At 64.9% G+C, this 22,995-nt stretch carries 21 protein-coding genes and 1 pseudogene; 10 read left to right on the top strand and 12 right to left on the bottom strand.

Annotated features, from left to right (window positions below):
* A complete protein-coding gene (mmsA, locus tag NXY83_RS17170; RefSeq protein ID WP_258803418.1) occupies nucleotides 1-1,530 on the bottom strand; it encodes a multiple monosaccharide ABC transporter ATP-binding protein in 1,530 nt (509 codons plus the stop codon).
* A 102-nt stretch (nucleotides 1,531-1,632) separates the two neighbouring features.
* Nucleotides 1,633-2,757, bottom strand: a complete 1,125-nt coding sequence (gene chvE, locus NXY83_RS17165) for a multiple monosaccharide ABC transporter substrate-binding protein (protein ID WP_258803417.1) — start codon at nucleotides 2,755-2,757, stop codon at nucleotides 1,633-1,635.
* A gap of 361 nt (nucleotides 2,758-3,118) precedes the next feature.
* On the opposite strand from chvE, the gene NXY83_RS17160 reads away from it, so the two are divergent.
* The gene (locus NXY83_RS17160; RefSeq protein WP_258803416.1) at nucleotides 3,119-3,931 is read left to right on the top strand and encodes a phosphatase PAP2 family protein; all 813 of its coding nucleotides are present in this window, start codon (nucleotides 3,119-3,121) and stop codon (nucleotides 3,929-3,931) included.
* Nucleotides 3,932-3,996: 65 nt separating this feature from the next.
* On the opposite strand, the gene NXY83_RS17155 is transcribed toward NXY83_RS17160, so the two are convergent.
* A complete protein-coding gene (locus NXY83_RS17155) occupies nucleotides 3,997-4,317 on the bottom strand; it encodes a MerR family transcriptional regulator (RefSeq protein ID WP_258803415.1) in 321 nt (106 codons plus the stop codon).
* A gap of 138 nt (nucleotides 4,318-4,455) precedes the next feature.
* On the opposite strand from NXY83_RS17155, the gene NXY83_RS17150 reads away from it, so the two are divergent.
* From NXY83_RS17150 to NXY83_RS17140, 3 genes are all read left to right on the top strand, one after another.
* A complete protein-coding gene (locus NXY83_RS17150; protein ID WP_258806310.1) occupies nucleotides 4,456-4,881 on the top strand; it encodes an Hsp20/alpha crystallin family protein in 426 nt (141 codons plus the stop codon).
* Between the two features lie 122 nt (nucleotides 4,882-5,003).
* On the top strand, nucleotides 5,004-5,327 hold the full coding sequence (locus tag NXY83_RS17145; protein ID WP_258803414.1) for a J domain-containing protein: 324 nt from the start codon (nucleotides 5,004-5,006) through the stop codon (nucleotides 5,325-5,327).
* Nucleotides 5,328-5,381: 54 nt separating this feature from the next.
* Nucleotides 5,382-5,759: a hypothetical protein gene (locus NXY83_RS17140; RefSeq protein ID WP_258803413.1), complete on the top strand. Its 378-nt coding sequence runs from the start codon at nucleotides 5,382-5,384 to the stop codon at nucleotides 5,757-5,759.
* 25 nt (nucleotides 5,760-5,784) lie between these two features.
* Here the strand turns inward: NXY83_RS17140 and NXY83_RS17135 are convergent, their stop codons facing one another.
* Nucleotides 5,785-7,236, bottom strand: a complete 1,452-nt coding sequence (locus NXY83_RS17135) for an AAA family ATPase (protein ID WP_258803412.1) — start codon at nucleotides 7,234-7,236, stop codon at nucleotides 5,785-5,787.
* Between the two features lie 87 nt (nucleotides 7,237-7,323).
* Here NXY83_RS17135 and NXY83_RS17130 point away from each other — a divergent pair, with 87 nt between their 5' ends.
* On the top strand, nucleotides 7,324-8,871 hold the full coding sequence (locus NXY83_RS17130; protein WP_258803411.1) for a glycoside hydrolase family 1 protein: 1,548 nt from the start codon (nucleotides 7,324-7,326) through the stop codon (nucleotides 8,869-8,871).
* 54 nt (nucleotides 8,872-8,925) lie between these two features.
* On the opposite strand, the gene NXY83_RS17125 is transcribed toward NXY83_RS17130, so the two are convergent.
* A complete protein-coding gene (locus NXY83_RS17125; protein ID WP_258803409.1) occupies nucleotides 8,926-10,032 on the bottom strand; it encodes an App1 family protein in 1,107 nt (368 codons plus the stop codon).
* Nucleotides 10,033-10,098: 66 nt separating this feature from the next.
* The gene (locus tag NXY83_RS17120) at nucleotides 10,099-10,830 is read right to left on the bottom strand and encodes a DUF72 domain-containing protein (protein WP_258803408.1); all 732 of its coding nucleotides are present in this window, start codon (nucleotides 10,828-10,830) and stop codon (nucleotides 10,099-10,101) included.
* Between the two features lie 61 nt (nucleotides 10,831-10,891).
* Here NXY83_RS17120 and NXY83_RS17115 point away from each other — a divergent pair, with 61 nt between their 5' ends.
* The 3 genes from NXY83_RS17115 (at nucleotide 10,892) to NXY83_RS17105 (ending at nucleotide 13,823) form a co-directional block, all read left to right on the top strand.
* On the top strand, nucleotides 10,892-12,700 hold the full coding sequence (locus tag NXY83_RS17115) for a glycoside hydrolase family 15 protein (protein ID WP_258803407.1): 1,809 nt from the start codon (nucleotides 10,892-10,894) through the stop codon (nucleotides 12,698-12,700).
* A gap of 116 nt (nucleotides 12,701-12,816) precedes the next feature.
* The gene (locus NXY83_RS17110; RefSeq protein WP_258803405.1) at nucleotides 12,817-13,107 is read left to right on the top strand and encodes a hypothetical protein; all 291 of its coding nucleotides are present in this window, start codon (nucleotides 12,817-12,819) and stop codon (nucleotides 13,105-13,107) included.
* Entirely contained in the window at nucleotides 13,107-13,823 is a 717-nt protein-coding gene (locus NXY83_RS17105; RefSeq protein ID WP_258803404.1) for an HAD family hydrolase, read from the top strand. Before NXY83_RS17110 ends, NXY83_RS17105 begins: the two co-directional genes overlap by 1 nt.
* Before the next feature lie 45 nt (nucleotides 13,824-13,868).
* Here NXY83_RS17105 and NXY83_RS17100 read toward each other — a convergent pair whose 3' ends face one another.
* Nucleotides 13,869-14,117: a hypothetical protein gene (locus tag NXY83_RS17100; RefSeq protein WP_258803403.1), complete on the bottom strand. Its 249-nt coding sequence runs from the start codon at nucleotides 14,115-14,117 to the stop codon at nucleotides 13,869-13,871.
* A gap of 204 nt (nucleotides 14,118-14,321) precedes the next feature.
* Here NXY83_RS17100 and NXY83_RS17095 point away from each other — a divergent pair, with 204 nt between their 5' ends.
* Entirely contained in the window at nucleotides 14,322-15,497 is a 1,176-nt protein-coding gene (locus NXY83_RS17095; RefSeq protein ID WP_258803402.1) for a zinc-dependent alcohol dehydrogenase, read from the top strand.
* 16 nt (nucleotides 15,498-15,513) lie between these two features.
* On the opposite strand, the gene NXY83_RS17090 is transcribed toward NXY83_RS17095, so the two are convergent.
* The 5 genes and pseudogenes from NXY83_RS17090 to NXY83_RS17070 all read right to left on the bottom strand — a co-directional run bounded on the left by NXY83_RS17090 (nucleotide 15,514) and on the right by NXY83_RS17070 (nucleotide 21,973).
* Nucleotides 15,514-16,668 (bottom strand): serine hydrolase domain-containing protein, encoded by a 1,155-nt coding sequence (locus tag NXY83_RS17090; RefSeq protein ID WP_258803401.1) that lies wholly within the window; start codon nucleotides 16,666-16,668, stop codon nucleotides 15,514-15,516.
* A 106-nt stretch (nucleotides 16,669-16,774) separates the two neighbouring features.
* Nucleotides 16,775-17,587 (bottom strand): bifunctional allantoicase/(S)-ureidoglycine aminohydrolase, encoded by an 813-nt coding sequence (locus NXY83_RS17085; RefSeq protein ID WP_258803400.1) that lies wholly within the window; start codon nucleotides 17,585-17,587, stop codon nucleotides 16,775-16,777.
* A 14-nt stretch (nucleotides 17,588-17,601) separates the two neighbouring features.
* The gene (locus tag NXY83_RS17080; protein ID WP_258803398.1) at nucleotides 17,602-18,879 is read right to left on the bottom strand and encodes a DUF6986 family protein; all 1,278 of its coding nucleotides are present in this window, start codon (nucleotides 18,877-18,879) and stop codon (nucleotides 17,602-17,604) included.
* 3 nt (nucleotides 18,880-18,882) lie between these two features.
* A pseudogene (aceB, locus tag NXY83_RS17075) lies at nucleotides 18,883-20,480 on the bottom strand (malate synthase A).
* A gap of 38 nt (nucleotides 20,481-20,518) precedes the next feature.
* Nucleotides 20,519-21,973, bottom strand: coding sequence for an NAD-dependent malic enzyme (locus NXY83_RS17070; protein WP_258803397.1), 1,455 nt, complete (start codon nucleotides 21,971-21,973; stop codon nucleotides 20,519-20,521).
* A 212-nt stretch (nucleotides 21,974-22,185) separates the two neighbouring features.
* On the opposite strand from NXY83_RS17070, the gene NXY83_RS17065 reads away from it, so the two are divergent.
* The gene (locus NXY83_RS17065) at nucleotides 22,186-22,941 is read left to right on the top strand and encodes an IclR family transcriptional regulator (protein WP_258803396.1); all 756 of its coding nucleotides are present in this window, start codon (nucleotides 22,186-22,188) and stop codon (nucleotides 22,939-22,941) included.
* Nucleotides 22,942-22,995: the final 54 nt, after the last annotated feature.

The following is a 22,995-nucleotide window of genomic DNA, read 5'->3' as shown; positions in this document are numbered from 1 at the left end:
CTATTCCTTCTCTTGGGTCATGTAGTGCATGAGGGTTTCCTGGGAGGCCTCGGCAATGGGCACTTCACCGGTGACGTGGCCTGCGGACAGGGTGTAGATCCTGTCGCAGATGCCAAGGAGTTCGGGCAGTTCCGAGGAAATGACGATGACTGCTTTTCCTTCTGCCGCTAGCTGGGCAATGATCGTGTAGATCTCGAATTTGGCGCCGACGTCGATGCCCCTGGTGGGTTCATCAAGAATCAGCACATCCGGATCCGAGAACATCCACTTGCTCAGCACCACCTTCTGCTGGTTCCCGCCCGAGAGCTTGCCCGTAATGGCGGCAACTGACGGCGCTTTGATGTTCATGCTCGTCCGGTAGCGGTTGGCAACGGCGGTCTCTTCGTTCTTGTCCACCCAGCCGCGGGTTGCAAGTTTTCCGAGGGCCGCCATGGAGATATTGCGCTTGATGTCCTCGATGAGGTTAAGGCCGTAGTGTTTGCGGTCTTCGGTGGCGTAGGCGATCCCGTGCCGAATAGCTTCCGGCACGGTGGAGGTATTGATTTCCTGGCCGTACTTGTACACCTTTCCCGAAACGGCACGCCCGTAGGTCCGCCCGAAAACGCTCATGGCCAATTCGGTCCTGCCCGCGCCCATGAGTCCGGCCAGGCCTACTACTTCGCCCTTGCGAACGTTGAGGTGGGCGTTGGATACCACCATCCGTGTGTGGTCCTGGGGGTGCTGGACTGACCAGTCTTCGATGCGCAGGACTTCCTCCCCGATGCGGGGGGTCCGTTCGGGGTAGAGGCTGTCCAGGTCCCGACCAACCATGCCGCGGATGATGCGTTCCTGGGTGATCTGGCCTTCAGCCAGCCGGAGGGTCTCAATGGTCCTGCCATCGCGGATGATGGTGACGGCGTCCGCCACTTTGCGGATCTCGTTAAGTTTGTGACTGATGATGATGCACGTGATTCCTTGCCCCTTGAGGTGCAGGATCAGGTCCAGGAGATGGCCTGAGTCCTCGTCGTTGAGTGCAGCAGTGGGCTCATCCAAAATGAGAAGCTTAACTTCCTTGGACAGGGCTTTTGCGATCTCCACCAACTGCTGCTTTCCAACGCTGATGTGCTGGACCGGCGTGACCGGATTCTCGGCCAGGCCCACCCTGGCCAGAAGCTTGGCCGCTTCCAGGTTGGTTTTACGCCAATCCACCCAGCCGTTCCTGGCCTGCTCGTTTCCGAGGTAGATGTTTTCGGCGATGGAGAGGTACGGGCTGAGGGCAAGCTCCTGGTGAATGATCACGATGCCGCGCTTTTCGCTGTCATTGATACTGAAGAAGTTGCACGGTTCGTTTTCGAAGAGGATTTGCCCGTCGAACGAATTGGCCGGGTAGACCCCGGACAGGACCTTCATCAGGGTGGATTTCCCGGCCCCGTTCTCTCCGCAAATGGCATGTACTTCGCCGCGGTTGACGTCCAGGGTGACATCCTGCAGGGCCTTGACCCCCGGGAAGGTCTTGGTGATTCCTCGCATTTGAAGAATGGGTGTGTTCATCGTCAATTCCCACTGACTGGTTGGAAGCTGGCAGCCTGCTGCTGCAGGCGCGGGGGGAAGCGTGTGGCCGGGCCGAAAGTGCCCGGCCACACCTCCCTGGTATTACTTGACGTCGGCGTCCGAGTAGTACCCGGAGTCGATGAGTTCCTTCTTGTAGTTGTCCTCGGTGATGATCACGGACTCAAGCAGGAATGCCGGAACCACCTTGACCTTGTTGTCGTAGGTCTTCGTGTCATTCACTTCCGGCTCCTGGCCTTTCAGTACCGCGTCGACCATCTTGACTGCCTGGGAGCCGAGCTTCCGGGTGTCCTTGAAGATCGTGGAGTACTGCTCACCGGCGATGATGGACTTCACGGAGCCCTTCTCGGCATCCTGGCCGGTCACGACGGGAAGCGTGCCCTTGGAGTAACCGCCAGTACTGGTCAGTGCCGAGATGATGCCGATGGAGAGGCCGTCATAGGGAGAGAGCACGCCGTCCAGCTTGGTCCCTGAACTGTAGGCGGCAGTGAGGATGTCCTCCATGCGCTTCTGCGCAACAGGGGCCTGCCAGCGCAGGATGGCCGCCTGCTCGAACTTTGTCTGGCCGCTGGGCACCTTCAAGGACCCGGCGTCCAGGTAAGGCTTGAGCGTGTCCATGGCGCCGGTCCAGAAGAAGTTGGCGTTGTTGTCATCGGGACTGCCGGCAAAAAGCTCCACGTTGAAGGGGCCCTTGCCCTCGACCTTCTGGCCGCTGGCATCCACGAGGCCGAGCCCGGTCAGCAGGGATGTCGCCTGCTGCACGCCTACGGTGTAGTTGTCGAACGTGGTGTAGTAGTCAACGTTCGGGGAACCGTTGATCAGCCGGTCGTAAGCGATGACCTTGACGTTCTGCTCCTTGGCCTTGGCCAGGACATCCGTCAGGGTAGTGCCGTCAATGGCGGCGATGATGAGTGCCTTGGCACCCTTGGTCAGCATGTTCTCGATCTGTGATACCTGGGTGGGAATGTCATCGTTGGCGAATTGCAGATCAGTCTTGTATCCCAGGTCCTTCAGGGACTTTTCCACGTTGCCGCCATCAGCAATCCAGCGTTCAGATGTCTGCGTGGGCATGGAAATGCCCACGAGGGATTCACTGGGATTTGCAGATGCCCCTGATTCAGTCGCTGCCCCCCGGGAGCCGCAACCTGTGGCCCCTACAGTGACTGCGAGGGCGACTGCGACGGCACCCAGTAGTTTTCTGATTTTCATGCTTTTCTCCTTTCGCGGAGGCTGATCCGCGAAGTGGTGCTGGGCCGGCAAGCATCTGCGCTTGCCGGCTGGTAGAGCTGCCAGAGTGCCTGGTGGTGGTTGGGGTCCGCGGCTCCGGACATCGGTGGACTGGCGGACCCTACGGAAGCGGTGAGAGGGCCAGCCTCCGTTTCAATAGCCCACACATCCTTGTTAGCGCTAACACAGATGTTACTGCGCGGTTGTCTGTGAGTCAAGTCACTCCATGGGTCCGGGCCTGCAGCAGGGATGGCAGTAACTGGTACTGCCGGCCCCGTCGCCATGCGGCTTCCGGGGTAACCTTCACCCAAAGCAATTCTTCGCCACGTTGGGAGGTGCATCAGTGGGACAGCAGGGATCAGCAGGCTCTCGGGCGGCTTCCGGAGCAACCGGCAAAAGCTCCGGCAGGTGGCGCGCTTTCCATGACAAGTTCGTGGTGGAAGAACGCTACGTGGAGGCGGCCGACCGGCGCGCCCTCTACCGCGCAGCTTTCATCCTGGTGGCAGCAGGGGTTGTCCTCTTTATTGCCACCCTCATCAGCGTGGTGCAGGCCGACGGGCTCTCCGCGGCTGATGGTCCTGTCCGCGACTGGCTCCTCGGGCTGAGGTCCGGGGTCATCACGGGGATCATGATTTTCCTTGCAGTTGTGTTTGGCCCTGTTGCCCTGCCCATCATCGTCCTGGTGGTCACCCTCGTGTGGGGATTCGCCGCCAAGCATGCCTGGCGGCCCATCCTGCTGGCGTCCGCGATGATCACGGGTGTGATCATCTCGCAGATCATCCTACAAATCGTCCGGCGGTCCCGCCCGCCCGTGGACCAGATGCTCTTCGGGATAGACCACACCTTTTCGTTCCCCTCGGGGCATGTCCTCGGTGCCTGCGATTTCCTCCTGGTGGGCGCCTTCCTGATCTTCTCCCGGCGCAGGAACCGGCAGGCGGCCGTGCTTGGATTCGCTGGCGCAGGGGTGGGGATTGTCCTGGCCGCCCTGAGCCGGTTGTACCTGGGCTACCACTGGCTCAGCGACGCCCTCGCCTCGGTCTCCCTGTCATTGATCATCCTGGGCGGTGTGATTGCCCTCGACACGTGGCGGACCGCCAGGGTGCCGGGGGAGAGGATTACGGGGAAACTGTCCAAGGCTGAATCGCCGGGGGATTGACCTCCACTCCCGGGTGCGGTACCCGCGGACCTGGAGTCCAGGCCCTGTGGCGCGCGTTTTGAGCGTCAGGCAGGGGGCCTCGACCTGGCCCTCTTCAGGGCGCGGTGAAGCTTCACGTTGGCCGCCTCCAGTTCGAGCACTTTGGCGACGCCCGCGAGGTTCAGGCCTTGGTCAAGGAGTTCGCCGATCCGCAGCAGTACGGCAACGTCGTCGTCGCTGTACTGGCGGGTGCCGCCGGCTGTCCGTGACGGCGTCAGCAATCCCTTGCTCTCGTACAGACGGATGTTCTGCTGGCCCGTCCCGGCCAGCTTTGCCGCAACGGAGATGGCGTAGAGGGCATGTCCGCCGGCGGGCCGGCCCGGCCGTCCTGCTCCGGGATCTGCCATGGGGTCTCCAAAATCCTCGTTCCGCGGTCTTGCCTCAGTTTCCCACGGGTGCTATAAAAAATCTATATCCACCACCATAGATCGGTGAGCGGATACAGTACCGATCCAACATCTGTGAAGCTGAAGGAGTGGGAAATGATGTTGATGCGCACGGATCCGTTCCGTGAGCTGGACCGGCTCACGCAGCAGGTCTTTGGAACTGCTGCCCGGCCCGCGGCCATGCCGATGGACGCGTGGCAGGAAGACGGCGAGTTTGTGGTGGCGTTCGACCTTCCGGGCGTCAAGACTGACTCGCTGGACCTGAACGTTGAACGGAACGTCCTGACTGTACGGGCAGAGCGCTCCGACCCTACGCAGCCCAACGTGGAGCTGGTGGCGTCCGAGCGTCCCCGCGGTGTGTTCAGCCGCCAGTTGATCCTCGGCGACACCCTGGATACGGACAACATCAAGGCAAGCTACGACCAGGGCGTCCTGACCCTGCGGATCCACGTTGCAGAAAAGGCCAAGCCCCGCAAGATCGAGGTCGAAACGCAGCAAAGCCAGATGCAGCAGATATCAACCTAGTCCCAACGGCCGGGGGCAGGCGCCCGGTGGTGCCCGCCCCCGGCATTCCTTCTCCGACGGCGGCGCACGCGTTTCCGGATTATGGCCACGGGCGCCCGGCGGAACGGAGGAAAAGGACCGAGATGACAGAGTCCCCTGACTACTACGCCACCCTGCGCGTCCGGCCAGGTGCCAGCCAGCAGGAAATCTCCCGGGCCTACCGGGCACTGATGCGCAGCCACCATCCGGACATGGATGGCGGCACCGCCCCCGAGGGAGAACTGCTGCGCATCATGCAGGCCTTCAGTGTCCTGCGCGACCCGGAGCGGCGCGCCGCCTACGACAAGCAGCAGATGGCATCAGCGCCGGAAGTGATTCCCGTTCGGAAAGTAAACACCCGCAGCGGGAGCTCGGGGCACACGATCAGGATTACCCCCGTGCGCTGGGAAAGCGGTCCCTGGTCCTAGCCCCTGGCGGGGATGCGGCGTGGTAACAACAACCGCGAGGAGGCGGAGAACTGCATGAGCGAATGGCGACGCTACGATTCACACTTGATTCCGGCATTCCACGAGCGGTTTGAGCAGCGGTGGGGTGCCGGAACCGCACCGTTCCTTGACCCGGAAGCGCATGAGGAGCCGCTGCCGCGTGCCCAATGGATCAACCCGGCCACCGGGGCCGCCCTGGCGGTTGTGCCGGTGTGGACCGCGGAGGAACGGCAGCAGCGGTCCTTCGGCGTGTTCTATCTCCCGCCGGCGGGAGACATCTGGGTCCTGCGCCCCGGCTACACCGGGTACCTGGAACCGGCGGACGGTGAAACAGAACACCTGGTGACCCTCCGCAACGATGCCTTCCGGAAAGCGGTGATGCACGCGAAGGAATTTCTGTTCGGCTCGCAGTAGCGCAACAATTCCCGGTCAGGGGAGGTCAGCTTCGAGGGTGGCCGGGCGGCCACGGACCGCCCGCCCCGACGGACGGGAAGGTCGGCTCGGTGGGTCCGGCGTCGGTTCCGCTGCCCAGGAGGCTGCGCGTCAGGGACTCTGAATCGGTCATCAGCCCGTCCACCGCTTGTGCGAGATGGGAATCGTCCACGGCAGTGTTGGCCAGGGCGGCGGCCACCACTGCCCGCCGGACCAGTTCCCGGGCGAAGGATGCGGTGGTCCCGGCAGTACGTTCGGCGGCAGACTCCAGGGCTGCAGCGGTAAAGGCTGCCTGCCGGCCGTACAGCCGGAGAAGCTCAACGCGCTCATGGAGCGCCGGCAAAGGAATCTCCACCGCCAGGTCCACCCGGCCGGGACGCTGGGCCAGGGCACGCTCCAGCATGTCCGGGCGGTTGGTGGTCAGGATGAACGCGACGTCGGCATCGTTGTCCAGGCCGTCCATCGCGTCCAAAACCTCAAAGAGGAGCGGCTGGGGCCCGTGGCCAAAGCTCCTGTCCTCGGCGATGAGGTCGCAATCCTCCAGCACCACGATCGAAGGCTGCAGGGCCCGGGCCATCCTGGCCGCATCGGCTATGCGGGCAAGCGAACCACCGGAGAGGAGGATCGCCGTCGAGCCTGCACTCCGGCCCAGGAGGTACCGCACTGTATGCGTCTTGCCCGTACCCGGCGGGCCGTACAGCAGCGCACCCCGCTTGAGGTGCTGGCCGTGGGCCCGCAGGGACTCCCGGTGCGTCGCGATGCCCACCGTATGGTCCGCCACCTTCTGCAAAAGCCCCGCCGGGAGGATGACTTCCTGCTCGGAAAGCCGGGGCCTGTGGTGGAAGGTGACGCCGCCGCTGCTGGGGCCATACTCGCCCATGGTCAGCGAAATCACCTGGCCCTTCAGCACGCTTTGGCTCTCCATACGCCGCCGGTATTCGGCAAGGAAGGCGGTACCTGTCTCCGCTTTGCCGGCCACCATCTCCAGGGACGCGGTCTGCCGCCCGGAGCGCGGGTCCGCGGCGCGCTGCAGAACGGCGATGCTCCCGCCGACGAACTTAAAGAGCCGAAGCCCGAAGCCCACAGCCTGGCGTTGCGCGTCCGGGCCCACTGCCAGGTTGACGTAGTCCGGCTGGGACAACGGAAACTGCGGAAAGAACTGCGACTGCTGCACCATGTCGCTGAGGGAGGAGTGGTGCCGCTGGCCACCCCCGCCAATCCCTAAGAGCCTGTTGTCCGGATCAAGGGCTGCCAGATCCGACAGGACGATATCCGCGTCCACAAACCGATGGAACGGAATCTGTTCCTCCACCATGGCCAGGTCCCCGGCAGGCACTCCCAGATGGTCCGTCAGTGCGTCCAGCAGCTGTGTTCCAGGCTGTTGCCGGTGGCGTCCGGCCTGCGCCAGCTGCACCAGATCGGCGAAATCGTCGATGAACTTCCCCAGATTTTCATCCATGCCCAGACCCTAGCAGTGCCCGCTCGTCAGTAACCTTCCCTTATGCCATCCTGAGACGTACAAATTCACCGTGACAAGAAGGCTCGCATGCACATTACCGCCAAGGACCTCGCAGCTCTTATCCCTCCCGGGTTCACGCTTGGTGTTGCCACCGCAGCCTTCCAGATTGAAGGCGCGCTGGATGAGGACGGCCGTGGGCCCGCCGGCTGGGACGTTTTTGCCGCGAAGCCCGGTGCCATCGTGGACAACCACAGCCCCGAGGTGGCGTGCGACCACTACCACCGCATGCCCCAGGATGTTGCACTCATGAAGCAGCTGGGGGTGGATTCCTACCGGTTCTCATTTGCCTGGCCCCGGATCCAGCCAACGGGAAGCGGCCCGGCGAACCGTGCGGGCCTGGCATTCTACGACCGCCTCCTGGATGAGCTGCTGGAGAACGGGATCTCGCCGATGGCCACCATCTACCACTGGGATACGCCCCTGGCGCTGGACGAGGCGGGCGGCTGGATGAACCGGGACACCGCGTACCGGCTGGGGGAGTACGCCGGAATTCTGGCTGAAGCCTTCGGCGACAGGGTATCCCGGTGGATCACCATCAACGAACCCGCAACCGTAAGCACCAACGGCTACTCGCTGGGCCTGCACTCACCGGGCAAGGAACTGGTCCTGGGTGCCTTCCCCACCGTCCACCACCAGCTGCTGGGACACGGGTTGGCCATGCAGGCGCTCCGCGCTGCGCGGGTGCCGGGCGAAATCGGGATGACGAACGTCTACTCGCCCATGGTCCCGAATTCCATCAACCCCCTGGACCGGATCAGCACCGGGCTCATGGACCTCGCCCAGAACCGGCTCTATGCGGACCCCGTGCTCACCGGCAAGTACCCGGACCTGATCCGGGCGGCCAAGTTCTTCAGCTCCTTCGAGCACCCGGAGGAGGACATGGCGCTCATCTCCCAGCCGATGGATTTCTACGGGCTCAACTACTACATGCCCACCAAGGTGGCCGTGGGTCCGGGCGGCGGTGCCGTACCGGCCAGCATGGCAGAGGCCATGGGCAGCGACCTCAGCGCGGCGGGCAGCGGCGGTACCCCGTTCCACGTGGAGACCTGGCCGGAGGCGGACATCACGTCCTACGGGTGGCCCGTGAAGCCGGAGTACATGGCAGTGGCCTTGAAGGAGATGGCGGAGCGGTACCCGAACCTGCCCCCGGTGATCCTCACCGAAGGCGGAGCAAGCTTCGAGGACATCATTGTCCGGGACAAGTCCACCAACACCATGTTCATCCCGGATGAGCGCCGGCTGAAGTACCTGTCGGACCACCTCCAGGCGGCGTTGCGGGCCACGGCGCCCGGCGGCGAGGCGGAGTCCATTGACCTGCGCGGGTACTACGTGTGGTCCCTGCTGGACAACTTCGAGTGGTCCGCCGGCTACAACCAGCCCTTCGGGCTCCTGCACGTGGACTTCGAAACGCAGGAGCGGACGCCGAAGGCCTCCTACTTCTGGCTGCAGGAGCTCATCGAGGAACGGGACCTCGCCCTGGCGGCAGACACCGCCATAGCCCAGGCTCTGGTCGACGGGGACTTCGGCGAGGAAGCGCCCGACGACGGCGTGACCCCGCTGGGTGCCAGCGCCTAGAACAGCGGAGGAGCCGCCGTCGGACTGATCCGGCGGCGACTCCTTGAGTCTTACCTAGAGCAGGTCCAGCGTGGCCAGCTGCTTGGCCATGCCGGCGCCGTCCGGGGAGTAGATCCACGGAACTCTGGAGGTGGTGTGGTCCCCATCCTCGGAGTGGCCGCCGGCGAACACAGACTCGCTGACGGACAGCTGCCGGATGGCGATTGCGGCAACTTTTTCCGGATTTTCGGAGGCAAAGCCGGAATAGATGGCTTCATCGTGCTGGCCGTTGTCGCCGATCAGGAGCCACTGCATGTCCGGGAACTCCTTGCTGAGCCGTTCCAGGTTGCGGTGCTTGTGGTCCTGGCCGCTGCGGAACCAGCGGTCCTGGGTCAGCCCCCAGTCCGTCAGGAGCAGCGCACCGCTTGGGTACATGTTGCGGTTAAGGAACCGGGCCAGGGTAGGTGCGGCATTCCACGGGCCGGTGGACAGGTAAATGACCGGGGCGTCGGGGTGTTCGATGGTGAGCCGGTCCATCAGCACAGCCATCCCCGGTGTGGCCATGCGTGCACGCTCGCTGAGCACAAACGTGTTCCACAGCGCCAGGAACGGCCGGGGCAGCGCCGTCACCATAACGGTGTCGTCAATGTCCGAGACGATGCCAAACTTCACGTCCGGCGCGATCACCCGGATCCGGGCCTCAACAGGCTCCGTCCCTTCGGCCCGCAGGATGGCTGTATGCCAGCCGGGGGACAGCTGGACTTCCACCTCGGTGTCGATCAGGCCGCCGCGGTCCGCCTGGACATGGGCAACCACGTCGCCGATGGTGATTTCGACGTCGGTGAACTGCAACGGCACACCGGTGAAGGCACGCCAGCCGCGTACGTTCTGATTGCCATTCATTGCTTCGTTTTCAGCTTTGCTGCCCGGCGTCGGCTTCTGTGTCAGCAGCACGCGGCCCAACACCCTGACCAGGCTGGTGGAACCGTAGCCCTGGTAGGCGATGGTCTGTGGAACGAAATTCCAGCGCTTGGCCACTTTGATCCGGACGTCATTGAAGGCGTCTGAGAGCCGGTGCGCCAGCCGGAAGACCTGGTTCCCGGACAGCCCATTCAGGCTTTCCCGGTTCTGCCGGATCGGGTGCGCTGCATTCCGGGGTGTTTTCTGCGGAGCCGTGTCCATGGCTCCACTCTGCCACAGGGCAGCAGCCGCGAGGAGACAATCGGGCCCGGACACCGCTCCGTGACGTCAGCCCTGCCCGAGGATCCCGCGCAGGGTCCCGGCGTTCCGCACGGCGTTGCCCCCGCCGTCGTTATTGAAGTAGGCGTACACGTCCAGGCCGTCACCTGCCCAACCTCGGATGCGGTCCGCCCACCAGTGCATGTCCGCATCCGAGTAGGAGCCGGCGTAGAGGTGCTGGTGATCGGGCCCGTGCAGCCGGACGTACGCGAACGGCGCCGTGGTCCGCAGGATGCAGGGCAGGTTGGCTCCGCTCATGATGCAGTACGCGGCCTGGTGCCGCTCCAGCAGGGCGAACACCTCGGGGCAGTCCCAGGTGGGGTGCCGGAACTCCACTGTTACCCGGATCCAGGACGGGACTGCCGCCAAAAAGTAGTCCAGCCGGGCGTCGTCGCGTTCCATCTGCGGGGGCAGTTGGACAAGGAGGACAGCGCGTTTGTCGCCCAGCTCGTGCCAGCACCGGGTGATGCGCTCCAGCCACACCTCCGGGGAGTACAGCTTCCTGGCATGGGTGAGCCCCCGCGGGGCCTTGACGGACATGCCGAAGCCGGGGGGAAGCCGCTGGTTCCAACCCGCGAAGGTGGTGTCCTTGGGCCAGCGGTAGAAGCTGGCGTTGAGCTCCACGGTGCTGAACCGCGCAACGTAATGCTGGAGCCGGTCCTTCGCAGGCAGCCCGGGCGGGTAGAGGACGTTTTCCCAGTGGTCGTAACTCCAGCCTGAGGTGCCGATGTGGACTGCCATTCCTGCAGGCTACATCGAATTGTGCCCATCACCGCGGGGCCGACTGTGGCAGTGTATGGTCATGGCGCGAATTGAAGATTATGCCGTAGTCGGGGACCTTCAAACCGGGGCCTTGGTCAGTACTGAGGGCTCGATCGATTGGCTCTGCCTGCCCCGTTTCGATTCACCGGCGTGTTTCAACGCACTGCTGGATACGCCCGACGCCGGCCGCTGGCTGCTGGCACCCGCAAACGGCGGGCCGTGCACCCGGCGGAGCTATCGGGACGGCAGCCTGATTTTGGAGACGGAGTGGGAAACACCGGACGGGACCGTGCGTGTCATCGATTTCATGCCGCCGCGTGACGAGGTGGCAGACATCGTGCGCATCGTTGTGGGCGTCAGCGGCACGGTGAAGATGCACAGCGAACTGACGTTGCGGTTCGATTACGGCCACATCATTCCCTGGGTCCGCAAGGACGAACAGGGGCTGCATGCGATTGCAGGTCCCGACGCCGTGTATTTTGTCACCCCCGCGCCCCTGCGCGGCGAGAACATGCACACTTTCAGCGACTTCACCGTCAGTGCCGGCGAGCGCGTCCCGTTCGTGCTTACCTGGGCACCCAGCCATGTGGGACGGCCCCACATCGTTGACGCTGAAAGAGTCCTGGACAGCACCTACGCCTTCTGGCGCGGTTGGGCTTCCCAGTGCACAGTGACGGGGGAGTACCAGGAAGCGGTGGTGCGTTCCCTCGTGACCCTGAAGGCCCTCACCTACGCGCCCACCGGCGGCATCGTTGCCGCCGTGACAACCTCGCTGCCGGAGCAGCTGGGCGGTCCCCGTAACTGGGACTACCGGTACTGCTGGCTGCGCGATGCCACCATGACGCTCCAGGCGCTCCTGGCCGCCGGGTACACCGCAGACGCAGCTGCCTGGCGGGACTGGCTGCTGCGGGCGGTTGCCGGCGATCCTGCGGACCTGCAGATCATGTACGGTATCCACGGCGAACGCCGGCTGCCGGAAATGGAGCTGCCCTGGCTGAAGGGTTACGAGAACTCATCGCCCGTGCGCATCGGGAACGGCGCGGCGGAACAGCTGCAGCTGGATGTCTGGGGCGAGGTGCTGGACTGCCTCGCGCTGACCCGCAACTCGCTGCTCAAGCACACGGATGAGGCATGGGACGTGCAGTGCGCCCTGATGGAGCACCTCGAAACCATCTGGGACCAGCCGGACAACGGGCTGTGGGAGATGCGCGGCCCCCGCCGGCACTTCACGCACTCGAAGGTGATGGCCTGGGTTGCCGCGGACCGGATGGTGAAAGGGGTCCGCGAGTCCGGGCTGCCCGGGCCGGCCGAGCGCTGGGAGGCGCTGCGGAACACCATCCACCGGGACGTTCTCGCCAATGGTTTCGATGCCGCCCGCAATACCTTCGTCCAGTCCTACGGCAGGCCGGAGCTGGATGCCAGCCTCCTCCTGATTCCGCGCGTGGGCTTCCTGCCTCCCGACGATCCGCGGGTGATCGGAACCATCGAGGCCATCCAGCGCGAACTCACCGAGGACGGTTTTGTGTTGCGTTACCGCCCTGAAGAGAGCGACGACGGGCTGCCGGGCCACGAGGGCGTCTTTTTGGCCTGCTCCTTCTGGCTGGTGGAGGCACTCCTGGGTGCGGGCCGCCACGAGGAGTCCCGGGAACTTTTCGAACGGTTGCTGGAACTGCGGAACGACGTAGGGCTGCTGAGTGAGGAATGGGCCGTGAAGGCCGGCCGCCAGCTAGGCAATACTCCGCAGGCTTTCAGCCATTTTGCGCTTGTGACTAGCGCTTTGGAGCTTCATCAGGATACGGTTCGCCGAAGTGATACCCCCATTCCGCCGGAGACGGCGGGACTGCGCTGAGGCGGCGTGGACCGGGGCGGAACTTTCCCTTCGCAGAATAGATAAGTAGACTTACTAACACCTTCATGGAGTGCTCCAAAAAGCACAGCGCCGTGACTGACGGAGGAGTGATTTGAATGGCCGGGTATTTTGAGCTCGTGGACGCGCCCGATGGCGGCTACAGGGTCAGGATGATGGACGGAACCGGGAACCTCATGGCCATCTCGGTCACGTTCCCCACCAAAAGGGCAGCTGTTGCCGGTGTTGCGATGGCCCGGGAGATTGCCGGTACCGGCCTCATCCGGGACAAGAGCCACGACGGCGCCGGGACGGTGATCCGGGAGCGTGTCCGGCCCGTCAGCACGCCGAAGGAAGAAGCGGCCCGGCGCAAGAAGGCTCCGGAGGCCCGGCGGGCAGCGGTCAGCTGATGGCCCCCGCCCGCATCTCACCCCCTGGCGCGGAACGCCGGGGGGTTCTCTTTGACGTGGACGGCACGCTGATCGACTCGTCATATATCCACACCATCGCCTGGTGGGGTGCCTTCCGCCAGCACGGCTACGACATTCCCATGGCGTCCATCCACCACTTCGTGGGCATGGGCGGGGACCGCTTGGTGGACAGCCTCCTGCCGTCCGACCGTGACCCCTCGGGGGACCAGGAGATCATGTCCAGCCATGGCGCCCTGTATGCCTCCCATTGGCCGGCGCTGCGTGCCTTCGACGGTGCCAAGGACCTGCTCGCTCAGTGCCATGCAGGCGGGCTGGCTGTCGCGCTCGCCTCCTCCGCCCGGAAGAAGGACCTCCAGGTCATGAAGGCCACGCTCGACGCCGACGCCTTCATTAGCGGGGCCACCAGCGCCAATGACGCCAAGGAAAGCAAGCCATCGCCGGACATCCTGGTGGCGGCCCTGGAGGCCATCGATGTGGAGGCCGGGGACGCCGTCTTCGTCGGGGACGCTGTGTGGGACATGAAGGCTGCCGCTGCCCTTGGCATCCCCTCAATCGGAGTCACCTGTGGCGGGATCAACGGCGACGAACTGCGGGATGCCGGCGCCATCGAGGTTTACGACGGCCCGCGGGACCTCCTGCGCAACCTGACTTCAAGCGCGATTGGCCGGCTGCTCGCGCGGGAGCCGCGACCCTGAGGCCTGCGGGGATTCCGATCGCCACCAGCCGGATCCCCGCTCGTGTCAGACCGTCTGCCCGCCGGTGACGGTGTCCTCGTCACCCGCATTCGCCGGCTTGTCCCAGGAAACCGCAACCCGGACCGAGCCGTCGTCGTTCCGCTGGATATCCGTGACCACGTCGGACATGCTCGCGCCCATCTCCACAATTCTGGTGCGGTACGTGTTGACCAGCTCCTCGAGGCTGGCTTCCGTCCATTCGCCCGGGCGCATCCGCGTGGAGATTTCGACCGGTTCCGGCTGGTACAGCGACATGGTGTTCCTCTTTCACTCGGGCATGCTCTTCATCAAAACCTGGTGCGCATCTGGCCCTTCCTACGCTAGAAGCCGCCGGCCGGGACGACAAGTATTTGATCAGCCTGCTTACTTTTTCCTGCCGAAGCCGATAGCGTCGGAGAGCGGAGTGCCCGTCCGATTGCAGGAGCACCCGATTGCAGGAGCACGAGAGAAAGGGAAACTGTGAAAGCACTGACCTGGCAAGGAAAACGTTCGGTGAGCGTGGAAGAAGTTCCCGACCCCGTGATCCAGGAACCCACCGATGCCATCGTGCGCATCACCTCGACGGCGATCTGCGGATCGGACCTGCACCTGTACGAGGTCCTGGGACCCTACATGCACAAGGGCGACGTGATTGGCCACGAGCCGATGGGCATCGTGGAGGAAGTGGGAAGCGCCGTCACGAACCTTCGCCCGGGTGACCGCGTGGTCATTCCCTTCAACATCTCCTGCGGCCGCTGCTACATGTGCGGCCAGGGACTCCAGTCCCAGTGTGAAACCACCCAGGTGAAGGAGAAGGGTTCCGGCGCAGCCCTCTTTGGCTATTCGGAACTGTACGGTTCCGTCCCGGGCGGGCAGGCCGAGTACCTGCGGGTGCCCCACGCCGACTACGGCCCCGTGAAGGTTGGAACCGAGCTTCCCGACGAGCGGTACCTGTTCCTTTCCGACATCCTTCCCACGGCCTGGCAGGCAGTGGAGTACGCCGACGTCCAGCCCGGCGGCACCCTGGCCGTCTTCGGGCTGGGACCCGTAGGGCAGTTCGCCGCCCGGATCGGCGTCCAGCGCGGCTTCCGGGTGGTGGGTGTGGACCCGGTTCCGGAACGCCGGGACATGGCAGCGCGGCACGGGGTGGAAACCTTCGATTACACGAAGACCATTGTGGACGAACTGCGGGAGATGACCTCCGGAAGGGGCCCCGACGCCGTCGTGGACGCCGTCGGAATGGAAGCCCATGGTTCGCCTGTGGCAGGCTTCGCCCACCAGGCACTGGGACTGTTGCCGGACAAGCTGGCGCAGAAGGCGATGAAGACCGCGGGCGTTGACCGGCTGGCCGCATTGCACACCTCCATCGACGTCGTGCGGCGCGGCGGCACCTTGTCGCTCAGTGGCGTGTACGGCGGCCAGGCGAGCCCGATGCCCATGCTCACCATGTTCGACAAGCAGCTCCAGGTGAGGATGGGCCAGTGCAACGTCCGCCGCTGGACCGACGACCTGCTGCCCCTGGTGGAGGACGACGCCGATCCGCTGGGTGTGATGGACCTGGTCACCCACCGCTCTGGCCTGGAGGGCGCGCCGGCACTGTACGAGAAGTTCCAGAAGAAGGCGGACGGCTGCATCAAGGTGGTCCTTAACCCCTGATCCGTTCCTCCGGGCCTCAGCACATGCTGTTCAAGGCCTCCTGGGCCACGTCCTGCAGTTCCAGGATCAGCGGATCAGGGCCCAGGGTTGGCGGCGCGGGCGGGTAGGCGACGGAGAGTGCGAGTTGCCGGATGCCGTCCTCGCTGGTCATGGCGACTGTTCCGTATCCGTCCACGTCCCCTGGAAGTCCGTAGTAGAAACGGTTGTTGCAAGTGTCATTCCACCGGCGAAGGGCAAAGCCGTAATACTGCGTGTAGCTGCCCTTCATCGCTTCGACGCTTTCCGGTGCCAGCAGCCTGCCCTCCAACAGCGCGCCGTAGAACCCGTTCACCTCCTCCACTGTGGATAGCGCACCCGCAGAGGGCAGTTCCGCGAGCCAGGGCGGCCGGGCCACGTCCAGCCGCTTGCCCTCGATAGTGATGTAGCCGTGGACCATGGTGGGCGGAGGGAAACCTTCGCCCAGCCGGGTAATTTCCAGCCCCAGCGGCCCAGTGACATCGGCTGCCAGGACGCGGCCGATCCCTTGACCGCGGAGGCGCTGGACGATCAGCCCCAGCGCTGCGTAGTTGGACCGCGAATAGTGGAAAACGCGCGCCAGTCGCCCCGGCCAGGGCACTGTGGCGGCGAGGGCCAGCTGCTGTTCAAGGCTGAGCGGCCGGTCCATGGTTTCCTCCCAGTTCCCGGAGGCCAGCAGGGGTACGGAAAAGTCGGGGATGCCCGACTCGTGGATCAGCAGCTGCCGTACGGAAACAGGGCCGGGAGGATGCAGGAGGTTGCCGAATTCAGGAAGGTAATCGCTGACCTGGCCGTCCAGGTCAAGCCGCCCCTCCTCGACCAGCTTGATCACCGAAACAGCCACCAGGGACTCGGTGATGCCGCCCACGTGGACCGGATCGCCCGCCGCAGCGGGTTCCCGTGTGTCAAGGTTCCGGACGCCGGCGGCATGCGTCCACGTCTCACCCCTGTTCCGGACTGCCACCAGGACTGCCGGGGCACCTTCCTCCAGCATCCGGGCGCTGAAGGCCTCCAAAAGGGCGAATGCGGCAGGCTTGTCCGGCTCCGGATCCGGAGGCCGCGGATCACCGGTGCAGCCTGTGGTGGATGCGGCCAGCAGCGCTGCGCACAGGGCTGTTGCCACCTGCGTCCACGTGCTGGCCGGGTGTATACCCATGGACCTATTCTTCCCCCAAGCAGGTAGCAGTAAGTGTCGTTTTGAGCCTCCAAAACGACAGTTACTGCTACCTGGTGGGGCGGGACTCTTGGGTAAGGGGGAGCCCCTATGTGAGGCGGACCTGCCGGTTCATGTCCTTGTAGAGCAGGTAGCGGAACTCGCCCGGGCCGCCGGCGTAGCAGGCCTGCGGGCAGAAGGCGCGCAGCCACATGAAGTCGCCGGCCTCCACCTCCACCCAGTCGTTGTTCAGCAGGTACATGGCCTTGCCCTCCAGGACATACAGGCCGTGCTCCATGACGTGGGTTTCCGGGAACGGGATGACACCGCCGGGCTGGAACGTCACGATGTTCACCTGCATGTCGTGGGCCAGATCGTTGGAGTCCGTGAAGCGGGTGGTCTTCCAGACGTCGTTGGTGTCCGGCATTGACGTCGGCTCCACGTCCTTCTCGTTGGTGACGAAGGACTTGGCTTCGTAGCCCTCAAGGCGTTCGTAGGCCTTGCGGATCCAGTGGAAGGAAACAACGTCATCGGAGACGTTCTCCAGGCCCCACTCTGCACCGGCAGCCAGGTAGGCGTAGCCGCCTTCCTCCAGCTGGTGCAGTTCGCCGTCAAGGGTCAGGTTGACCTTGCCCCTGGTGACGAAGATGACGCCTTCCACGCCGGCCTCGAATTCGGCCTTGGGTGCGCCGCCGCCCGGGCCGATCTCCACGATCAGCTGCGAGAACGTGGTGGCGAAGCCCGAAATGGGGCGGGCGATGATCCAGGAGCGGGTTTTCGAAAAGCCTGGCAGATTGGACGTGACGATGTCCGTCATAACACCCTTGGGAATCACCGTGTACGCCTCGGTGACGATGGCCCGCTCGGTGGTGAGGTGGGTCTGCGGCGGCAGCCCGCCGGCAGGGGAGTAGTACTTGCCCATTGCTGGATCCTTACTTATGAGTTTGATGTGGTGGCGAGCCGCGGGTGGGCCAGTCCGGTGAGTTGGGGAAGTCCGACGCCGGCAAGCGCCTGGACCTCATCGGCACCTACGGCGCCGCACTGGACACCGCGCAGGACAAACGCTGCCAGGGCGCGGGCCGTGGCGGGCTCGTCCATGACGCCGCCTTCGGTCTGTTCCACATAGTTGCGCAGGCGCGCGGCCGCGGCCGGCAGCCCCTGCCGGTAGAAGGCGTAGGTGGCAGCGAACCTGCTGGGCAGCTGGGCCGGGTGCAGGTCCCAGCCCTGGTAGAAGCCCCGTTCCAGTGACCGCCGGACCAGCCTGCCGTGCAGCTGCCAGGCGTTCTCCACGTTGTCGCCCACCGGAATGATGTTGGTGGAACCGTCTGAAAGCCGGATCCCGGTGCCTGCCACTGCCAGCTGCATGACCTCTTTGGCGAAATCCGCCACCGGATGCTCCATGGACTGGTACTCGGCGGAAATTTGCAGCGACGCCGAGTAGTCGTACGTGCCGTAGTGGAGGCCGCTGATCCTGCCCGGAACGGCGTGCGCCAGCTGCGCCACAGGCGACGTGCCCTCCGGTCCGAGGATGAGCTGCGGCGTTTCCACCTGGACCTCGAAGCGCAGCCGCCCGGCAGGCAGGCCGTGGATTTCCTCCAGCCGGGACACGGCGTAGTCCATGGCCTGGACCTGGGCCACGGTGGTGACCTTGGGCAGGGTCAGGACCAGGCCTTCCGGCAGTTCACCGGCGGCGGCCAGGCCGGAGACGAACAGGTCCAGGGTCCGCAGGCCGCGTGCCCGGGTGGGCGCTTCGAAGCACTTGAATCGGATCCCGATGAACGGGGGAACGGAGCCGGCAGAGACAGCGGCCGCCACCGCGGAAGCCGCGGCAACAGCGGCGGCGTCCTCGGCGTCGTCGCCCCTGTCCCCGAAGCCGTCCTCGAAATCGAGCCGGAGGTCCTCGACGGGTTCGCCGGCCAGCTTGGTTTCCACCCGTGAGGCCACGGCCGCGGCGAGGCCGGACTCCTGGCCCAGCAGGTGGCCAAGCTTGCCGTATCCGCCGTGTGCGGCAACGGCGGCCTGTGCTTCGGCTCCCCAGTCGGAGGCGAACGACGGCGTGAAGCGGTCCGCCGGGACGTACACCGTGTGAACGGGCTGGCGTGAGCCGTCGTCGCCCGGGTAGTTCCGGTCCAGCAGGCGGTCCGTCGCGGCCAGCTGCCCGTCGATGTTGGCCAGGTCCGCCGGCGAAAGCGAGGATTGGGGTGTTGCCGCCATGCCTCAGCCCACCAGTTCGTAGGCCGGGGTGGTGAGGAAATCGGTGTAGTCGTCCGAGAGGCAGATGTCCCCGATCAGGTCACTGGCCGGCTGGTAATAGCGGCGGAACGCCTCGTCACCCACCTCGGTGCGGAGCCGTTCGGTCTCCTCGCCCAGGATCCGCTCCACGAGCTCTTTGGTCACGGTGTTGCCGGTATCCGCCAAAACCGACTTGTTCCGGATCTGCTGCCAGACCTGGGACCGTGAGATTTCGGCAGTGGCCGCGTCCTCCATCAGGTTGTGGATTGCCACGGCACCGTTTCCGGAGAGCCACACGGCGGTGTAGGCCACGGCCACGTAGAGGTTCAGGCGCAGGCCTGATTCGGTAACCTGCCCTTCCGCGGATGCCACGTCCAGCAGCTGGTCAGCGGTGACGTTCACTTCCGGCCGCTGCCTGTCGAGCTGGTTCGGCTTGTCACCGAGGACTGCGTCGAAGACTTCGCGGCAGGTGGGCACCAGGTCCGGGTGGGCAACCCAGGAGCCGTCGAACCCGTCGTTGGCTTCGCGGGTCTTGTCCGCGCGGACCTTGGCAAAGGCTGCCTCGGTCACCTCCGGGTGGCGGCGGTTGGGGATCACGGCGGCCATGCCGCCCATGGCGAAGGCGCCGCGCTTGTGGCATGTCTTGACCAGCAGTTCGGTGTAGGCGCGCATGAACGGCGCCGTCATTGCCACCGAGGCACGGTCCGGCAGGACGAATTCCTCGCCGGCGTCCCGGAAGTACTTGATGATGCTGAACAGGTAGTCCCAGCGCCCGGCGTTCAGGCCGGAGGCGTGGTCACGGAGTTCGTAGAGGATCTCGTCCATTTCGAACGCGGCCGGGATGGTTTCAATCAGCACGGTGGCGCGGATGGTGCCCTGGTTCAGCCCGAGGTAGTCCTGGGCGAACACAAAGACGTCGTTCCACAACCGTGCCTCGAGGTGGCTCTCCATCTTGGGCAGGTAGTAGTACGGGCCCTGGCCGTTGAGGACCAGCTGCTTGGCCACATGGAAGAAGTGCAGGCCGAAGTCCACCAGGGCACCCACGGCCGGCTGGCCGTCGATGATCATGTGCTTTTCCTGCATGTGCCAGCCGCGGGGACGGGCCACGACAACGGCGAGCGGCGCGTCCGTGCGGAGGCGGTATTCCTTGCCCCCCCGGAGGTGTAGCCCAGGGTGCCCTGCGCGGCATCGCGGAGGTTCAGGATGGCGTCGATGACGTTCCCCCAAGTGGGTGTGCTGGCGTCCTCAAGGTCCGCCAGCCACACCTTGGCGCCGGAGTTGAGGGCGTTGATGGCCATCTTTGCCGGGGAAGCGGGGCCGGTCATCTCAACGCGGCGGTCCTGCAGGGCTGCGGGCGCCGGTGCGACCTTCCAGTCGCCGTCGCGCACATCCTGCGTTTCCGGCAGGAAGTCCAGCTTTCCGGTCTCGGCCACCCGCCGGCGCCTGACGGCGCGGGCCGCCAGGAGTTCATTGCGGGTGCCGGCAAAGCGCGTGTGAAGTTCCTCCACGAAAGCAAGCGCCTTGGGGGTGAGGATCTCCTCTGCACGGTTGATCGGCCGGGGATCTGTGACTGTGATGGCCATTTCTGGTCCTTTCCTTTGGCTGGAAGCGGGGCGGTGAATCAGGCGCTGGCCAGGGCGGCAACGGGAGCCGCGGCGGCATTCCCGGCCTGCTCGGCCGTGGCTGCCACGTTGGCGGAGCGGGCGGCCGCGGCCACGGCTGCAGCCACGTCCGCAGCCACATGGGGATCGAAGACGCTGGGGATAATGTAGCTGGCATTCAGCTCGTCGTCAGCCACCCGGTTGGCAATGGCATCCGCGGCGGCCACCAGCATCTCCGGAGTGATGTCCGATGCGCCGGCGTCCAGCAGTCCCCGGAAGAAACCGGGGAAGGCCAGCACGTTGTTGATCTGGTTGGGGAAGTCGCTGCGGCCGGTGGCCACCACTGCGGCGTGCCTTGACGCGATAACGGGGTCGATCTCCGGTGTGGGGTTGGCCATGGCAAAGACGATGGCGTCCGCCGCCATGGAGGCCACCTGTTCCTCGCCGATCACATGCGGGGCGCTGACGCCGATGAACACGTCGGCTCCCTTGAGGGCCTCGTGCAGCGTGCCGGAGAAGCCTTCCCCGTTGGTGTTGGCGGCAATCCAGCTGCGGTGTTCGTCGCCGTATTCTTCACCCGAGTGGATGGCGCCGGAGCGGCCGGCCGCGACGATGTGCCGGGCGCCCTGGGCTTTCAGGAGCTGGATGATGGCGGAACCGGCGGCGCCGACACCGGAGACGACGATTTTCACCTCGGAGAGCTTCTTGTCGACGACGCGGAGGGCGTTAACCAGGGCGGCGAGGGTGACGATGGCGGTGCCGTGCTGATCGTCGTGGAACACCGGGATGTCCAGTTCCTCGCGAAGCCGGTTTTCGATCTCGAAGCAACGCGGGGCGGCGATGTCCTCGAGGTTGACGCCGCCGTAGACAGGGGCCAGTGCCTTGACGATGCTGATGATTTCCTCGGTGTCCTGGGTGTCCAGGCAGACCGGCCAGGCGTCCACGTTGGCGAACTGCTTGAACAGCGCTGCCTTGCCTTCCATCACGGGAAGGGCGGCGGCCGGGCCGATGTTGCCCAGGCCCAGGACAGCCGAGCCGTCCGTGACGACGGCGATGGTGTTGCGCTTGACGGTCAGGTTGCGGGCCGCTGCCGGGTCTTCGGCGATGGCGAGGCACACGCGGGCGACGCCGGGAGTGTAGGCGCGTGACAGATCGTCGCGGTTGCGCAGGGCTACTTTGGGGACGACTTCAAGCTTGCCGCCCAGGTGCATCAGGAAGGTGCGGTCCGAGACGTGCTGGACGGTGACGCCATCGAGTGCGTTCAGGGCGTCCTTGACCCGCCCGGCGTGGTCGTCGTCAGTGGTGTTGCAGGTGACGTCAACCACGAGCGTCTCGTGGTGGGACTCGGTGACGTCCAGGGCGGTAATCGCGGCGCCGGCTGCACCGACCGCCGCGGCCAGTTCGCTGGTGGCGCTGAAGCTTGACGGTGCTTCCACGCGCAGGGTGATCGAGTTTCCGGGGCTGGGGTTCGCCATTGAATGTCCTCCTGTTAGGCCTTGTCCGGGCTGCTGCTTCGTCCGAATGTTTTCGTATTATGGATATTATTATCTACTTTGTGGAAACACAAGCCCTGTGAAGTGTTCCATCGCGCGGTGATTGGGCTGTGCTGTATCTTGGGACCACTAGGTCAAGTGTTTTCACGATGTGGATAAGACTTGTCGGAATCTGAGTCACAGGAGACTGGTACATGGCTGAAAAAGCCGCCGGAGGCGTGCAGTCCGTTGAGCGCGTCTTCGAACTTCTGGAACTGATCACTGACGCGGGCGGCGACGTCACCCTCAGTGAACTGTCCTCATCCACGGACCTGCCGCTGCCTACCATCCACCGGCTCCTGCGTACCCTCGTGGCGCTCGGCTACATCCGCCAGCTGCCCAACCGCCGCTACGCCCTTGGCCCCCGGCTCATCCGGCTGGGCGAAGGAGCCAACAAGCAGCTTGGAGCCGTGGCCCGCCCGCAGCTTAAGGGCCTCGTGGACAGGCTGGGGGAGACCTCCAACATGGCGGTGCTCGATTCGGACATGGTCATTTACGTGGCCCAGGTGCCTTCCCTGCATTCCATGCGGATGTTCACCGAAGTGGGCCGCCGGGCCCACACACACGACACCGGCGTGGGCAAGGCCATCCTCGCCCAGCTCGATGACGACGTGGTCCGCGGCATCGTGGCCCGCACTGGCATGCCCACTCCTACGGCCAAGAGCATCGGGGACATCGAGTCGCTGCTGGATGACCTCGGCAAGATCCGCGAACGCGGTTACTCCATTGACGAGGAGGAACAGGAGCTGGGCGTGCGGTGCTTCGCCATGGCGGTACCCAACGCCCCCACTCCTGCCGCAATCTCCGTGTCGGGGCCGGTATCCCGGGTGGACCAGTCGTTCGCCGAACGCGCCGTGCCGCTGCTCCGCGAAGCCGCCCAGGCGATCTCGGACGAGTTGAACCGCAACTGACCCTCAAAGCTCCCTCGGCCCCTGCAATCTGACTCGTCCGGGGCATTGAGCAGC

Origin of the sequence: Pseudarthrobacter sp. NS4 (assembly GCF_024758005.1) — a bacterium.
Taxonomy (GTDB): Bacteria; Actinomycetota; Actinomycetes; order Actinomycetales; family Micrococcaceae; genus Arthrobacter.
Note: the sequence above shows the minus strand (reverse complement) of the source record. Positions and strands in the feature narration are given on the sequence as shown.

Bases quoted from the DNA above. Each gene is read 5' to 3' on its own strand.
- NXY83_RS17110 (WP_258803405.1), top strand. From the start codon at position 12,817: ATGGCCGGGTATTTTGAGCTCGTGGACGCGCCCGATGGCGGCTACAGG.
- NXY83_RS17140 (WP_258803413.1), top strand. From the start codon at position 5,382: ATGAGCGAATGGCGACGCTACGATTCACACTTGATTCCGGCATTCCAC.
- NXY83_RS17125 (WP_258803409.1), bottom strand. From the start codon at position 10,032: ATGGACACGGCTCCGCAGAAAACACCCCGGAATGCAGCGCACCCGATC.
- NXY83_RS17090 (WP_258803401.1), bottom strand. From the start codon at position 16,668: ATGGGTATACACCCGGCCAGCACGTGGACGCAGGTGGCAACAGCCCTG.
- NXY83_RS17065 (WP_258803396.1), top strand. From the start codon at position 22,186: ATGGCTGAAAAAGCCGCCGGAGGCGTGCAGTCCGTTGAGCGCGTCTTC.
- mmsA (WP_258803418.1), bottom strand. From the start codon at position 1,530: ATGAACACACCCATTCTTCAAATGCGAGGAATCACCAAGACCTTCCCG.
- NXY83_RS17100 (WP_258803403.1), bottom strand. From the start codon at position 14,117: ATGTCGCTGTACCAGCCGGAACCGGTCGAAATCTCCACGCGGATGCGC.
- NXY83_RS17085 (WP_258803400.1), bottom strand. From the start codon at position 17,587: ATGGGCAAGTACTACTCCCCTGCCGGCGGGCTGCCGCCGCAGACCCAC.
- NXY83_RS17155 (WP_258803415.1), bottom strand. From the start codon at position 4,317: ATGGCAGATCCCGGAGCAGGACGGCCGGGCCGGCCCGCCGGCGGACAT.
- NXY83_RS17070 (WP_258803397.1), bottom strand. From the start codon at position 21,973: ATGGCGAACCCCAGCCCCGGAAACTCGATCACCCTGCGCGTGGAAGCA.
- NXY83_RS17130 (WP_258803411.1), top strand. From the start codon at position 7,324: ATGCACATTACCGCCAAGGACCTCGCAGCTCTTATCCCTCCCGGGTTC.
- NXY83_RS17120 (WP_258803408.1), bottom strand. From the start codon at position 10,830: ATGGCAGTCCACATCGGCACCTCAGGCTGGAGTTACGACCACTGGGAA.
- NXY83_RS17105 (WP_258803404.1), top strand. From the start codon at position 13,107: ATGGCCCCCGCCCGCATCTCACCCCCTGGCGCGGAACGCCGGGGGGTT.
- NXY83_RS17150 (WP_258806310.1), top strand. From the start codon at position 4,456: ATGTTGATGCGCACGGATCCGTTCCGTGAGCTGGACCGGCTCACGCAG.
- NXY83_RS17080 (WP_258803398.1), bottom strand. From the start codon at position 18,879: ATGGCGGCAACACCCCAATCCTCGCTTTCGCCGGCGGACCTGGCCAAC.
- chvE (WP_258803417.1), bottom strand. From the start codon at position 2,757: ATGAAAATCAGAAAACTACTGGGTGCCGTCGCAGTCGCCCTCGCAGTC.
- NXY83_RS17135 (WP_258803412.1), bottom strand. From the start codon at position 7,236: ATGGATGAAAATCTGGGGAAGTTCATCGACGATTTCGCCGATCTGGTG.
- NXY83_RS17115 (WP_258803407.1), top strand. From the start codon at position 10,892: ATGGCGCGAATTGAAGATTATGCCGTAGTCGGGGACCTTCAAACCGGG.
- NXY83_RS17145 (WP_258803414.1), top strand. From the start codon at position 5,004: ATGACAGAGTCCCCTGACTACTACGCCACCCTGCGCGTCCGGCCAGGT.